Raw genomic sequence first — 13,025 nt, 5'->3', positions numbered from 1 at the left:
GGGGGGGGGGGGGGGGGGGGGGGGGGGGGGGGGGGGGGGGGGGGGGGGGGGGGTGTGGGGGGGGGGGGGGGGGGGGGGGGGGGGGGGGGGGGGGGGCCGGCCCCCCCCCCCCCCCCCCCTCACCCCGCTATGCGCTGCGCGGAAAGGGGAGTGCGTTGTCTGCGGGCCGGTGGGGGCTGGTCGCGCAGTTCCCGGCGTCCCTTCGGGGCGCTCTCAGCGGATCCGCCCCCGCTTGGCCTCCATCGCCGCCCGGCCCAGCGCGCCCCGCTGCTTCCACACCCGCCGCATGTCCGCGCGGAGCCGCGCGTCCGTCTTGGCGACGATCCGCTGGTTCTCGCGGATCAGCTTGCGGTAACTGTCGAGACGCCGCTCCGGCAGGGAGCCGTCCTCGACGGCGGCGAGCACCGCGCAGCCGGGCTCGGCGGTGTGCGCGCAGTCGTGGAAGCGGCAGTCCGCCGCCAGGTCCTCGATCTCCGAGAAGACCTGGCCGACCCCGCTGCCGGCGTCGTACAGACCGACTCCGCGCAGCCCCGGGGTGTCGATGAGGACTCCCCCGGCGGGCAGCACGAGGAGGTTGCGGGTCGTGGTGGTGTGCCGGCCCTTGCCGTCGACGTCACGTGCGGCGTTGACGTCCATGACGTCCTCGCCGACCAGGGCGTTGGCGAGCGTCGACTTGCCCGCACCGGACTGGCCGAGCAGCACGGACGTACCACCGGAGACGACGGCGCCGAGGATCTCGACGCCTTCCCCGGTCGTGGCGCTGACCGGCAGGACCTGGACGCCGGGCGCGGTCGTCTCCACGTCCTCGACCAGGTAGGACAGGCCCGTGGCGTCCGGCACCAGATCGGCCTTGGTGAGGACGACCACCGGCTGGGCGCCCGATTCCCAGGCGAGGGCGAGGAACCGCTCGATCCGCCCGAGGTCCAGCTCGACGGCGAGCGAGACCGCGATGATCGCGTGGTCCACGTTGGCCGCGAGGATCTGCCCCTCGGACCGCTTGGAGGAGGTGGAGCGCACGAAGGCGGTACGGCGCGGCAGGAGCGTGCGCACATACCGCGGATCGCCGCCATCAGGGTCGACGGCGGCCCAGTCCCCGGTGCAGACGACCTTCATCGGATCGCGCGGGACGACGAACTCGGTGTCGGCGCGGACGGTGCCGTCAGGGGTGACGACGTCGCACTGACCACGGTCGACCCGTACGACACGGCCGGGCAGCAGGCCCTGCTCCGCGTACGGGGCGAACACGGCTTCCCACTCCGCGTCCCAGCCGTACGGGGCAAGCGGATGCGACGAAGCCGAAAGGGAAGAGGAAGAGGAAAAGGAAGAGGAAAACGAAGACAAGGGGTGACCCTTCACAGGGGTGGCCCCGGCACCGCACACAGACGCGGAAGAAGTGGGTGAGATCAGCCGGCGGCCACGAAGGTGGAATGCATGGACTTCTCGATGCGGGCAGCGCCCATCTCAACGACAGCCATCGGTCACACCTCCTGGTCCTGCACGGCTTGCGAGGGCAGCCGGTACGGCCGCCCTGGGAACGTCACGAAGACTAGCCCCGGACCCCGGCGTCCCGCCAACTCTTTTTCCGCACGGCCGACGCGGGCGTGGCCCTGAGCGTCCTGTGCAGATTCGTCCGCAGGGTCGACGCCGCGTCGAGCACATAGTTCTGCCGGACCTTCCAGGGGCTCCGGTCGCCCTGGCGGGGGAAGGCGTCGATGGAGCGCTGGACGTACCCGGACGCGAGGTCGAGCAGGGGGCGCTCGTTCAGGGCGCCCGTGGGGGTGGGTTCCACGGCCGCGTAGTCGTTCTCGCGCATGTGGTTGAGCACCTTGCACACGAGGCGGGACGTGAGGTCGGCGCGCAGGGTCCAGGAGGCGTTGGTGTAGCCGATGCAGACGGCGAAGTTGGGTACGCCGGTCATCATGGCGCCGCGCCAGACGAACTGCCGGTTCAGCTGGACGGGTTCGCCGTCGACGCTGGGCGCGATGCCGCCGAACGCGAGCAGTCGGAGTCCGGTGGCGGTCACGATGACGTCGGCCTCGACGGTCCGGCCGGACTTCAGGCGGATGCCTTCGGGGACGAAGCGGTCGATGTGGTCGGTGACGATGTCGGCCTCGCCCTTCTTGAGGGCCTTGAAGAGGTCGGCGTCGGGGACCGCGCACAGCCGCTGGTCCCACGGGTCGTACGTCGGTGTCAGATGCTCGGCGACCAGTTGGTCGTCGTTGACGACGCGCTTGTTCAGCCCGGTCAGGAGCCGCCGTGCGGCCTTCGGGCTGCGGCGGCAGAACTGGTAGAGGCCGATGGCGAAGAGGATGTTCTTCGTCCGTACGACCCGGTGCGCGGCGCCCGCGGGAAGTACGGCGCGGATGCCGTCGGCGAGCCGGTCCCGCGAGGGCAGTGAGCCGATCCAGGTGGGGCTGCGCTGCACCATCGTGACGTGCGCGGCGTCCTTCGCCATGGCGGGGACCAGGGTGACGGCGGTGGCGCCGCTGCCGATGACCGCGACCCGCTTGCCGGTGTGGTCCAGGTCCTCGGGCCAGAACTGCGGGTGTACGACGGTGCCGGCGAAGGAGTCGGCGCCTTCGAACTCGGGGGCGTGCCCTTGGTCGTAGTTGTAATAGCCGGCGCAGCAGTACAGGAAGTCGCAGGTGAGGGTGGTGACGGTGGAGACGCCCCGCTCGTCGGTGTGCTGGAGGGTCAGGGTCCAGCGTGCCTCGGCGGTCGACCAGTCGGCGGCGACGACCTTGGTGCCGTAGCGGATGCGCCGGTCGATGCCGAACTCGGCGGCGGTCTCCTTGATGTAGCTGAGGATGGAGCCGCCGTCGGCGAGCACCTTGGAGTCCCGCCAGGGCTTGAAGGCGTAGCCCAGCGTGAACATGTCGGAGTCCGAACGCACGCCGGGGTAGCGGAACAGGTCCCAGGTCCCGCCCATCGACTGCCGGGCCTCGAGGATCGCGTACGTACGCTCCGGGCACTGGGTCTGCAGTCGGTACGCGGCACCGACGCCGGAGAGGCCGGCGCCCACGATCACGACGTCGATGTGCTCGGTCGGGGCGGCCGGACGGTCCTCGATGCTGGGGTCAGCGATGTGCGTCATGCTCATCAGTGTCGGGAAGCACACCCGGCAGGAATTGACCCGGGACGACAGATCTTTGACCCTGGACGACATGTCCGTGATCAGATCGGCAGGCCTGCGGGGCTTCCGCGCCGCCGTGGCGGAGCTGGGAGGCGACGCCGAGGCGTACGCCCGGCAGGCGGGTTACCCGACGGCCGCCCTCGACGCGGACGATCTGCTGGTGCCGGAGGAGGCGATGGCGACGGTCCTGGAGCTGGCCGCCGACGACCTGGGCTGCCCCGATCTGGGCCTGCGGATCGCGGCGCGGCAGGACCTGGGCATGCTGGGCGCGCTGGCACTGGCCATCCAGAACTCCGCCACGCTGGGCGACGCGCTGGAGTGCACGACGCGCTATCTCTTCGTGCACGCACGGTCGTTGAGGCTGAGCCTGGAGCCCGATCCGTACGGAACTCCGGGGGTGGGCGCGCTGCGCTGGGACGTCCGCGAGGGCCTGCACGCACCGCCTCAGGGCATCGACCTCTCCCTGGGTTTCATGCACCGGACGATCACCTATCTCGTCGGCCCGGCGTACGGCCTGGGCTCGGTCGAACTCCCCCACCCTCTGCTGGCCCCGCTCGCCACGTACGAGGAGTTCTTCGGCGTACCCGTCAAGCCGGACCGCCCGGCGGCACTGCTGCGGGTCCCGCTGAGCCTGGCCGACCGCTCACTGGCCGGCGGCAACGCACGACTGCGGCGCCTGGCGCTGGCCTACCTGGACGAGCAACTCCTCTCGGAGCGCACGGACGTGGTGTCCAGCGTCCGGGCGGTCATCACCCGCTCCCTGCACACGGCACCCCCGGACATCGAAACGGTGGCCCGCCTCCTGACGGTCCACCCGCGCACGCTGCAACGCCGCCTGCGCGCGGAGGGCACGACGTTCGCGAGCATCATCGACGAACAACGACGCACGACGGCGCACCGCTACCTCACGACGACGGACCTCCCCCTGACCCAGATAACAGCCCTCCTGGGCCTCTCCGAACAGTCGGCCCTCAACCGGTGCTGCCGGAGGTGGTGGGGGGTTACGCCGGGAACGGTCCGCCGCGGCTCCGCCCCGACGGACCAGCACGGTTCACTCGCTCAGGATGGTCACGCATAGCGAGGAGAACTCCCCCGGCGAACTCACGCGCTCTCCTTCGCCGCCCCCGCCCCATGCGCGAACCGCTCCGCCGCAGTCCGCCCCCTGCGTTCCACCGGGAGGGACCCCGTGGCCGCCGCGAGGCCGAAGGGGGGCATGTCGAAGTAGATGGATTCGTAGGAGCCGTGCGGGACTATGTACGTCTCGTGCCACAGGCCCACGTGGCCGTGCGTCCTGCCCTTGCGGATCATGCGGTTCGCGATCTGCCAGGCCTTGTGGTGGGTCGTGGCCGGGTCATGGGCGTACGCGTACAGCTTGTCCTTCGACTCCCAGTACTGGACGACGTAATACGTACGCGGCGACGCGGTCAGCAGGACGCTGTTGAGGTGGCCGCGGCCGGGGTCCCTGGACAGTTCGCGGAGCATGGCCAGCATGGCGAGCATGACCCGGGGCCACTGGTGCACCGCCCAGAAGTGGTTGATGCGCATGCCGATCAGGAGAACCGCCACATCGCCCTCGGCGGCGGCAGTGGTGTAGCCGGGCTTCGGCTTGGCGAACATGCGGCCCCCTGGAGTGGCGTGAGTGCTATGTGATCAGCGCTATGTGATCGGTGCTATGTGATCGGTGCTATGTGATCGGTGATTACATCAGCGCCTCGCGGGCGGGTCAACCATCCGTGCACGGCGGCAAGTTGGCGATTCCCACGCCGAACGTGTCCAGGACCCGCTCCGCCAACTCCTCCGCGCGGTCCGGCGGAAGGTAGCCGTCGACGATCATCTGGGAGAGGCCGTAGACCAGCGCCTGGCCGGCCAGCGCCACCACCTCGGGGTCCGTATCCCGCAGCGCGCCCGTGCGCTGGTCCTCGCGGACTATCCCCGCGAAGGTCTCCTCGATGCCGGAGAGCCTGTCGTCGAGTTCGGGCGGCCTGCGCGAGCCGAACACCCAGGGCTTCAGCAGCTCGCAGCGGTGCGGATGGCGGATGGCGTAGCGGACGAAACCCATGCCGAAGGCGCGCATCGCCGAGCCCTCCGCCCGCGCCACCGCCTCCCGCTGCCACTCCTCGTAGTCCGCGAGCACCCGCCCCGCCACCGACATCAACAGCGCCCGCCGGTCGGCGAAATGACGGAACGGCGCCCCCGGCGACACCCCGGCCCGGCGCGCGACCTCCCGCACGCTCACCCCCGCCGGACCTGCCTCGTCGACCAACTCCAGCGCCGCCGTGGTGAGCGCGTCGGGGAGCGAGCCGTGGTGGTAGCCGGAACGTTCTGCGGGCTTGTCCTTCATTCGGGCAGTGCTACCACATGCCCACCGGGGCGCCGACGCAGAGAGGTTGAGTGGAGGGGGTGGTTCCGGCCAGCCGTACACCGTTGAAGCGGCTCCTATCTGGCCTGTCTTACGGTGTTCCAAGTAGATGCCCCAGGCATCTACTGGATGGTGGAAAGGGAGCCACTCCGCTTGCGAGGTACATCGATGACGGACTCAGCCGCACCCGAAGCCACCCCCGACACCGAAGCCGTTGCGTTTCCGCAGGACCGCACCTGCCCCTACCACCCGCCCGAGGCCTACGCCCCGCTCCGCGAGGCCGGGCCCCTCTCCCGCGTCCAGCTCTTCGACGGCCGTTCCGTCTGGGTCGTCACCGGACACGGCACCGCCCGCGAACTCCTCGTCGACCCGCGCCTCTCCACCGACCGCGAGGACGCCGCCTTCCCCGCGCCCACCGAACGCTTCGCCAAGGTCCGCAACCGGCGCATCGCCCTCCTCGGCGTCGACGACCCCGTGCACAACACCCAGCGCCGCATGCTGATCCCCAGCTTCTCCGTCAAGCGCATCGCCGCCCTGCGCCCGCGCATCCAGGAGACGGTCGACCGGCTGCTCGACGCCATGGTCGATCAGGGACCGCCCGCCGAACTCGTCGGCGCCTTCGCCCTCCCCGTGCCCTCCATGGTGATCTGCGCCCTCCTCGGAGTGCCCTACGAGGACCACGAGTTCTTCGAGGAACAGTCCCGGCGGCTGCTGCGCGGCCCCCGCCCCGAGGACAGCGATCGCGCCCGCGACGAACTGGACGCGTACTTCCACGCGTTGATCGACCGCAAGCGGCGGCACCCCGGAGACGGGCTGCTCGACGAGCTGATCCACCGGCAGCTCGCCGAAGGCGCACTCGACCGCCCGGAACTCGTCAGCCTCGCCACGATCCTGCTCGTCGCCGGGCACGAGACCACGGCGAACATGCTCTCCCTCGGTACGTTCACCCTCCTCCAGCACCCGGAGCAGCTGGCCGAACTCCGCGCCGAGCAGGCCCTGATGCCCGCCGCCGTCGAGGAGTTGCTGCGCTTCCTCTCCATCGCGGAAGGCATGCTGCGGGTGGCGAAGGCGGACATCGACATCGCCGGCAGCACCATTCGCGCCGCCGACGGCGTCGTCTTCTCCACGTCCCTCATCAACCGCGACGACGCCGCCTACGAGACGGCGGACGAGCTTGACTTCCACCGGGCGACCCGGCACCACCTCGCCTTCGGCTTCGGCATCCACCAGTGCCTCGGCCAGAACCTCGCCCGCGCCGAGATCGAGATCGCCCTGCGCACGCTCTTCGAACGGCTGCCGGACCTCCGGCTCGCCGTACCGGCGCGGGAGATCCCCTTCAAGCCCGGCGACACCATCCAGGGGATGCTCGAACTCCCCGTCACCTGGTAGGAGTTGGGACACCCATGGGCATCCGGGTCCAGGTCGACAAGGAACGGTGCGTGGGCGCCGGCATGTGCGCGCTCACCGCCCCGAGCGTCTTCACCCAGGACGACGACGGCTTCAGCGAGGTGCTGCCCGGCCGCGAGGACGGCGGCGGCGACCCGCTGGTACGGGAGGCCGTCCGCGCCTGCCCGGTGCGGGCCGTCACCGCCGAGAACTGCTGAACGCCGCCAGGTCCTTGCGGCGTACGGCACGGAGACCCGCGATGTCCGTGTCGTAGAGCTCGCCCGTCCAGCTCCTGCGCACCGAACTGTTCGAGCTGCCGCCGAAGTTCTCCCGGAGCCAGTACCAGGGCTGCAGCGGCAGCCAGCACAGGCCGGCGAGCCAGCGGTTCAGGGCGCGGATCGGTCCGGGGCGGCCGCCGTCGGCGGCACGCATCACGCGTACGCCGAAGAGCAGCTTGCCGGCGCTGCCCCGGAACAGCAGCGTCAGGAGCCACTGGTTCACGAAGGACGCCGCCGGTATGTACGTGACGGGCAGCTCCGCCCACCACAGGCCGGACTCCGGGACTGCCTTGGCGACCAGGATGGCGCCGCCCAGGGCGACACCGAGGTCGGCGATCACCGCGAAGGTGCGGCGCCCTTCTCCGGCGAGGGCCGGGAGACGCGGAGGCTGGGGGTGCGGGTGCGGGTGGGGCTGCTGGTCCGGGTGCGGATACTGGTTCTGGTTCTGGTACGCGTACGGCTGCTGGTATTGCTGCTGGTACGGCTGTTGATACTGCTGCTGGAACTGCTGCTGGAACTGCTGCCCCCGATGATCATTCATGGCCAGCATCATGCCTCACACCTGCGACAACACCCCAAGCCCCGGCTCCACGGTCATCACCCCTCCCCCCTAACCCCGCAACATCGCCGTAAAGCTCTTCCCGTACGCCTGCCGCGTGTTCACCGAGACGAGAGTTCCGCCGGGAACCCGGCTCACCCGCACCCCTTCGTCCGCCGCGATCTCCCGCAGCGGTCGGCCCCGGAGCAGGACCGTGATCCGGTCCCGGTCCATCGTCGGATCGGACACCGCCACGCCCACCTTCCCGCCCCTCTCGCGCCGCACGAGCACCGACGCGGGACCATCGACCCGCAGCCCCGCGACCTCATGGCGCCCCGAAGCGAAGGTGTTCGCGGCGGTCAGACGGAGGCCCGCATGGCTGACGGCCTGCACTCGTACCGTGTTCGCCAGGACCTTCAACGGCTCCCCGTCCCGGTACGACGTCAGCGCGCCCTCAGCGGCGTTCGGCACCAACGCGTAGGCGAGGCCCAAGGGTTGGGACCCGGCGGCCTGATCCACCGTCACGCCCAGGACCCGCCGCGTCACCGCCGTGTCCGGGTTCGCCGTGCGGACGACCCGGCGGCTCCGGGTCACCGAGTCGAGGGAGACCCGCACCTTCGGCGTATCGAGGAAGACGTACCCGACGGCGGAGGAACGCGTCGCGTTGGCGTACCGCAGCCACCGGAGGTCGGCCGTGCCCGCACCCGTCCACGGGCTGCCGTCACGGCGCACCCCCGTGACCGAGACCTCGTCGTCCGGCGCCGCCACGCGCGCGTCGACCGTGGTCGTCACCGCGCGCCCCGCCGCGTCGCCGACCCCGGCGGCGAGGACCACGATCTCCTCGTCGAGCAGGAACCACGACTTCGTGGCCTTCGCGTTGCGGTGGACGACGAAGTCGTCGGGCAGCAACTCCCGGTCCTGGTAAGGGACATCGTCCGACTGCACCATGGTGACCGCGCCGTACGCGCCGAGCACCGCGCCCCCGGAGTGCCGGTTGGTGCCGCGCGGGAAGTAGACGTACTTGTTCTGGGACTCGGAGGACGGGGTGAAGTTCAGCGGGTGGCCAGGGTTGTCGTAGTACGGCTTCCCGTACAGCTCGGGCACCGTGCCGCGCCGCTCGACCGGCGCGGTGACCCCCGCAAGGCCGTACGGCGTGACCGTGGTGAAGTAGTCGACCCCGTACGCCTGTGTCTGGTCCTGCCCGGAGAGATAGAGGTAGTGGGCGCCGTCGCCCTGGAACCACGGCATGAGGTTCTCGCCGCTCATGTACTCGTACTTGGAGATCCGGTCGGAGCTGCGGGCCAGCGCGAAGGCGTAACCGGGCCTGCGGTGCACGGTCTTGTCCATGGCGTTGAAGGCGACGCTGCGCGCGGCGGCGTTGAGGTCCGCGGGCGGCACGGAGGCGTCGGCGACGATGTCGGCGTACCGGACGATGCTGACGGGCGAGACGAAGCCGGTCGGGTCGAGGGCGGCCCGCGAGGTGGACCTGACGTGTTTGACGTAGCTCTTGAGGGCGGTGGCCTCGGTCCCGGCCGAGAGCGAGGCCAGGTCGACGACGGCCTCCACGACCACCGCGACGTCCGTGTAGCCGGAGGTCGTCCGGGACACCGCGCGCCCCTTGACGATCTCCATCATCCAGCCCTCGAAGATCAGCGGCGCGAAACCGTCCCGCACCCACCGCTGGACGGTCGGCACCAGCTCCTCGCCGTGCGCGAAGCCCGTGCCGTCGAGGATCTTCAGGGTCTGTACGACGCGGGTGAGCAGGCCTTTTCCGTACGACCCCGTATAGGCGACGGAGGCGTGCTGGATGAAGGAGCCGTCGGCGTAGTGGCCGTCCGTCACGCCGTGGTTCAGGTGGTACGGGTCGATGGTGACGAAGACCGTCAGCTGGTCGGTGAGGGCCTTGCGGATGCGGGCCTCGCCGCCTTCCGCGAGGAGCGCGCCCTGGAGAATGCGGTTGGTGGTGATGTCGGCGAGGTTGGCGCCGGTGTGGAAGCGCGAGTCGAGGTTCACGTCCCCGTCGGTGCCGTTGCGCAGGTAGGCGTCCATCGAGGCGACGTATGTGGCGATGAGGTCGGGCCGGTGGGCGCGGACCTCGTCGACGAGGAGCACGAGGGTCTTGCTGACATGCTGGGAGATGCCGATCTCCCAGTTGAACCAGTTTCCGTAGTAGCCCTTGGACTGGTCTCCGTAGTACTGCTCGTGCAGCCGGACCAGGCCGTCGATCACGCGGCGCTGCACCGCCGTGCTGCCGTAGAGGTCCGACGGGGTGCCCGGGGCGCGGGTGGCGAGGGCGATCTCGTACAGCCATTTGAAGGCCGTGTTGAGGTTGGCGTCGTCGGTGCCGAGCGCGAGGCCGGCGAAGAGCTCGCCCTCGCCCGCGTCGTCCATCGCCTTCAGATTGGCGCGCGCCGTCTTCTCCACGGCGGTGAGCTTGGCGGCGGTCTCGGGGCGGGCGTTGGACTCGGCAGTCCCGGCGAAGACGGCCACCGTGTTGGCCAGGAGGCGGGCGCGGTCCTCGGCGGCCTGTGCGGCAGAGACCGGCGCCGCGGGGATCACCGCCAGGAGTCCGGCGGCCGACAGGGCGGTCAAGAGACGTCTGCGGGTGCACTCCATGGCGACCTCCGCCGGTGTGTTGGCGATCTGGCGATCAGGCGTTCTGGCGGGCGGAGTCAAGCAGATGGCCCGGTCGGCGACAAGGGCGAGGGCGCCGGACACCGCCGCCCCGCGCCACGAGCCCGATGGCACGGCCAGCGGATAGGCTCGGCACATGACGTCGGAGCAGCGCACATCGGGGCAGTACGCCGTGGTGGCTGTCGCATCCTCCGCCGGCGGCATCCAGGCCCTGGCCAAGATCCTCGGCGACCTCGGCAAGAAGCTGCCGGTGCCGGTCCTGGTGGTCCAGCACCTTGATCCAAGACACCGGACGCTCCTGGCGGAGGTCCTGGCCCGGCGCACCGAGCTCACCGTGAAGCTGGCGCGTGACCAGGAGACCGTCGAGCCGGGCACGGTGTATCTGGCACCGCCCGACCGGCACCTCCTGGTGAGCCCCGAGGGCACCCTCAGCCTGTCGAACAGCAAGCTCGTGCACTTCGTACGCCCCTCCGCGGATCTCCTCTTCGAGTCGGTGGCCGGCGCCTACGGCGAGGGGGCGATCGCCTGCGTCCTCACCGGCACCGGTGTGGACGGCGCGATGGGGGTGGACGCCGTCAGGTCGCAGGGCGGCACCGTGATCGTGCAGGACCCGGAGACCGCGCAGTTCGACGGCATGCCGTCGGCGGCGGTCGCCACGGGCGCCGCCGACTTCGTACTCCGTCTGGAAGAAATCGCCGCGGCCATCCGCGGACTCGTCGAGAGCAAGAGGCAGTGATGAGCGAGCCGTCCGGCACCGACAGCGGGACCGGGAAGAAGACCGGGAAAGAGCTGGAGGCTCCGCGGGGAGCCGAGCCGGAGGTCGTGCAGGCTTCCGGACGGCCGCCCGCTCCGGTCGTCGACGAGGCCCTGGAGGACCTGCTCGGGTTCATCCGTGACGCGCGCGGATTCGACTTCACCGGCTACAAGCGGTCCACCCTGGGCCGTCGGATCCGCAAGCGCATGGGTGATGTCGGGGTGCAGGACTACGCGGACTACCGCGATCTCCTGGAGACCGACACCGTCGAGTTCCGCTCGCTGTTCAACACGATCCTGATCAATGTGACGTCGATGTTCCGCGATCCCGACGCCTGGGAGCTGCTCCAGCGCGAGGTGGTGCCCCAGCTGCTCGCGGACGTGGCGCCCGAGGACGAGATCCGGGTGTGGAGCGCGGGCTGCTCCAGCGGCGAGGAGGCGTACTCGCTGGCGATCATGTTCGCGGAGGCCCTCGGCGTCGACGAGAGCCTGAACCGCGTGAAGATCTACGCCACGGACGTCGACGAGGAGGCGCTGCGCGACGCCCGCGCGGGCCGCTACCCGGCCAAGAACCTGGAGACGCTCTCCGCCGAGCTGCGCGACAAGTACTTCGAGCAGCACGACACCCACTACACCTTCCGCTCCGATCTGCGCCGCCGGGTGATCTTCGGGCGGCACGACATCACACGAGACGCCCCGATCTCCCGGCTCGACCTGCTCGTCTGCCGCAACACGCTGATGTACTTCAACGTCGAGGCGCAGACCCAGATCGTCGACCGCTTCCACTTCGCGCTGCGCGAGGGCGGCTATCTCTTCCTCGGCAAGGCCGAGATGCTGCTGAGCGACGGCGAGCGGTTCGAGGCGCTGAGCATCCGCCAGCGCGTGTTCCGGCGCCAGCCGGGCAACAGTGCCCCGCCGTACCCGGCGATCCCGCTGAAGATCAGGCCGGGCTTCGGCTCCGAGACGCAGACCATCGCGCGCAACCGCCAGCTGCGCGATCTGATCCTGGACGCCGCTCCGGGCGCGGCGGTCGCGCTGGACGAGGACGGCCTCGTCGTGATGATCAACAACGAGGCACGGTCCCAGTTCGGCCTGACCGCGCACGACGTGGGCCGCCCCTTCCAGGACCTGGAGCTGTCCTACCGGCCCACCGAGCTCCGCTCGCTGATCGACCGGGCCACCCATGAGCGCAGGACGATGCGGGTGAGCGCCGCCGAGCGGCGGATCGGCAGCGAGGTGCAGTTCTTCGACATCACCATCCAGCCGATCGCCGGCGGGCACGGCCTGCCGGTCGCCACGAACGTCACGTTCATGGACGTCACCATCGCCACCCAGCTCAAGGCGGAGGTCAAGCGGGTACGGGAGGACCTGGAGACGGCGTACGAGGAACTCCAGTCCACCAACGAGGAGCTGGAGACCACCAACGAGGAACTCCAGTCGAGCATCGAGGAGCTGGAGACGACGAACGAGGAACTCCAGTCCACCAACGAGGAGCTGGAGACCACCAACGAAGAGCTCCAGTCGGGCAATGAAGAGCTCGAGACCATGAACGACGAGCTGCGCATCCGCTCCACCGACCTGGACGAGGCGCGGGCCTTCCTGGAGGGCGTGGTGAGCAGCATCGCGGCGGGTGTGGTGGTGCTCTCCGCCGACATGCGGGCGCGCAGCTGGAACCGGGGCGCGGTCGACCTGTGGGGGCTGCGCGCCGACGAGGTGCTCGGCGAGGACTTCTTCTCCCTGGACTTCGGGCTGCCCACCGACGGTCTGCGCGAGATGATCCGGGAGTGTGTGTCCTCGGGGCGGCGGTCCGGCCCCGAGGTGATCCCAGCCGTGAACCGGATCGGCCGGAGCATCGCCTGTTCGGTCATCTGCTCTCCGTTCGACGCACACAACGGCGGTGTCGTGCTCCTGATGGAAGACGTCGCGGACGGGGGCGGCAACTGA

Annotated in this window: 11 protein-coding genes; 5 read left to right on the top strand and 6 right to left on the bottom strand. The window is 70.2% G+C overall.

What is annotated here, in order from left to right; all coding sequences use genetic code 11:
• Positions 1-213 precede the first annotated feature (213 nt).
• Both rsgA and ACIBKX_RS38430 read right to left on the bottom strand, forming a co-directional pair.
• Positions 214-1,341, bottom strand: coding sequence for a ribosome small subunit-dependent GTPase A (rsgA, locus tag ACIBKX_RS38435; RefSeq protein WP_363272136.1), 1,128 nt, complete (start codon positions 1,339-1,341; stop codon positions 214-216).
• Between the two features lie 205 nt (positions 1,342-1,546).
• A complete protein-coding gene (locus tag ACIBKX_RS38430; RefSeq protein ID WP_363272137.1) occupies positions 1,547-3,094 on the bottom strand; it encodes an NAD(P)/FAD-dependent oxidoreductase in 1,548 nt (515 codons plus the stop codon).
• Positions 3,095-3,164: 70 nt separating this feature from the next.
• Between ACIBKX_RS38430 and ACIBKX_RS38425 the strand changes: the two genes are divergently transcribed.
• The gene (locus ACIBKX_RS38425; protein WP_363272138.1) at positions 3,165-4,211 is read left to right on the top strand and encodes an AraC family transcriptional regulator; all 1,047 of its coding nucleotides are present in this window, start codon (positions 3,165-3,167) and stop codon (positions 4,209-4,211) included.
• A gap of 23 nt (positions 4,212-4,234) precedes the next feature.
• Here ACIBKX_RS38425 and ACIBKX_RS38420 read toward each other — a convergent pair whose 3' ends face one another.
• Together ACIBKX_RS38420 and ACIBKX_RS38415 are read right to left on the bottom strand one after the other, a co-directional pair.
• Entirely contained in the window at positions 4,235-4,750 is a 516-nt protein-coding gene (locus ACIBKX_RS38420; RefSeq protein ID WP_363272139.1) for a DUF4188 domain-containing protein, read from the bottom strand.
• 106 nt (positions 4,751-4,856) lie between these two features.
• On the bottom strand, positions 4,857-5,474 hold the full coding sequence (locus ACIBKX_RS38415) for a TetR/AcrR family transcriptional regulator (protein WP_363272140.1): 618 nt from the start codon (positions 5,472-5,474) through the stop codon (positions 4,857-4,859).
• Between the two features lie 186 nt (positions 5,475-5,660).
• Between ACIBKX_RS38415 and ACIBKX_RS38410 the strand changes: the two genes are divergently transcribed.
• A complete protein-coding gene (locus tag ACIBKX_RS38410) occupies positions 5,661-6,881 on the top strand; it encodes a cytochrome P450 (protein ID WP_363272141.1) in 1,221 nt (406 codons plus the stop codon).
• Positions 6,882-6,895: 14 nt separating this feature from the next.
• On the top strand, positions 6,896-7,096 hold the full coding sequence (locus tag ACIBKX_RS38405; RefSeq protein WP_399377163.1) for a ferredoxin: 201 nt from the start codon (positions 6,896-6,898) through the stop codon (positions 7,094-7,096).
• On the opposite strand, the gene ACIBKX_RS38400 is transcribed toward ACIBKX_RS38405, so the two are convergent.
• Together ACIBKX_RS38400 and ACIBKX_RS38395 are read right to left on the bottom strand one after the other, a co-directional pair.
• Positions 7,077-7,697, bottom strand: a complete 621-nt coding sequence (locus ACIBKX_RS38400) for an RDD family protein (RefSeq protein ID WP_363272142.1) — start codon at positions 7,695-7,697, stop codon at positions 7,077-7,079. The two genes, ACIBKX_RS38405 and ACIBKX_RS38400, sit on opposite strands and share 20 nt — an antisense overlap.
• A gap of 69 nt (positions 7,698-7,766) precedes the next feature.
• Positions 7,767-10,310 (bottom strand): polysaccharide lyase family 8 super-sandwich domain-containing protein, encoded by a 2,544-nt coding sequence (locus ACIBKX_RS38395; protein WP_363272300.1) that lies wholly within the window; start codon positions 10,308-10,310, stop codon positions 7,767-7,769.
• Between the two features lie 154 nt (positions 10,311-10,464).
• On the opposite strand from ACIBKX_RS38395, the gene ACIBKX_RS38390 reads away from it, so the two are divergent.
• Together ACIBKX_RS38390 and ACIBKX_RS38385 are read left to right on the top strand one after the other, a co-directional pair.
• A complete protein-coding gene (locus ACIBKX_RS38390; RefSeq protein WP_363272143.1) occupies positions 10,465-11,064 on the top strand; it encodes a chemotaxis protein CheB in 600 nt (199 codons plus the stop codon).
• A complete protein-coding gene (locus tag ACIBKX_RS38385; RefSeq protein ID WP_363272144.1) occupies positions 11,064-13,025 on the top strand; it encodes a CheR family methyltransferase in 1,962 nt (653 codons plus the stop codon). The genes ACIBKX_RS38390 and ACIBKX_RS38385 overlap by 1 nt, the downstream gene beginning before the upstream one ends.

This window comes from Streptomyces sp. NPDC050658, from assembly GCF_044457025.1.
In the GTDB taxonomy this organism is placed as follows: domain Bacteria; phylum Actinomycetota; class Actinomycetes; order Streptomycetales; family Streptomycetaceae; genus Streptomyces.
Note: the sequence above shows the minus strand (reverse complement) of the source record. Positions and strands in the feature narration are given on the sequence as shown.

Bases quoted from the DNA above. Each gene is read 5' to 3' on its own strand.
- ACIBKX_RS38430 (WP_363272137.1), bottom strand. From the start codon at position 3,094: ATGACGCACATCGCTGACCCCAGCATCGAGGACCGTCCGGCCGCCCCG.
- ACIBKX_RS38425 (WP_363272138.1), top strand. From the start codon at position 3,165: ATGTCCGTGATCAGATCGGCAGGCCTGCGGGGCTTCCGCGCCGCCGTG.
- ACIBKX_RS38420 (WP_363272139.1), bottom strand. From the start codon at position 4,750: ATGTTCGCCAAGCCGAAGCCCGGCTACACCACTGCCGCCGCCGAGGGC.
- ACIBKX_RS38415 (WP_363272140.1), bottom strand. From the start codon at position 5,474: ATGAAGGACAAGCCCGCAGAACGTTCCGGCTACCACCACGGCTCGCTC.
- ACIBKX_RS38410 (WP_363272141.1), top strand. From the start codon at position 5,661: ATGACGGACTCAGCCGCACCCGAAGCCACCCCCGACACCGAAGCCGTT.
- ACIBKX_RS38405 (WP_399377163.1), top strand. From the start codon at position 6,896: ATGGGCATCCGGGTCCAGGTCGACAAGGAACGGTGCGTGGGCGCCGGC.
- ACIBKX_RS38400 (WP_363272142.1), bottom strand. From the start codon at position 7,697: ATGAATGATCATCGGGGGCAGCAGTTCCAGCAGCAGTTCCAGCAGCAG.
- ACIBKX_RS38395 (WP_363272300.1), bottom strand. From the start codon at position 10,310: ATGGAGTGCACCCGCAGACGTCTCTTGACCGCCCTGTCGGCCGCCGGA.
- ACIBKX_RS38390 (WP_363272143.1), top strand. From the start codon at position 10,465: ATGACGTCGGAGCAGCGCACATCGGGGCAGTACGCCGTGGTGGCTGTC.
- ACIBKX_RS38385 (WP_363272144.1), top strand. From the start codon at position 11,064: ATGAGCGAGCCGTCCGGCACCGACAGCGGGACCGGGAAGAAGACCGGG.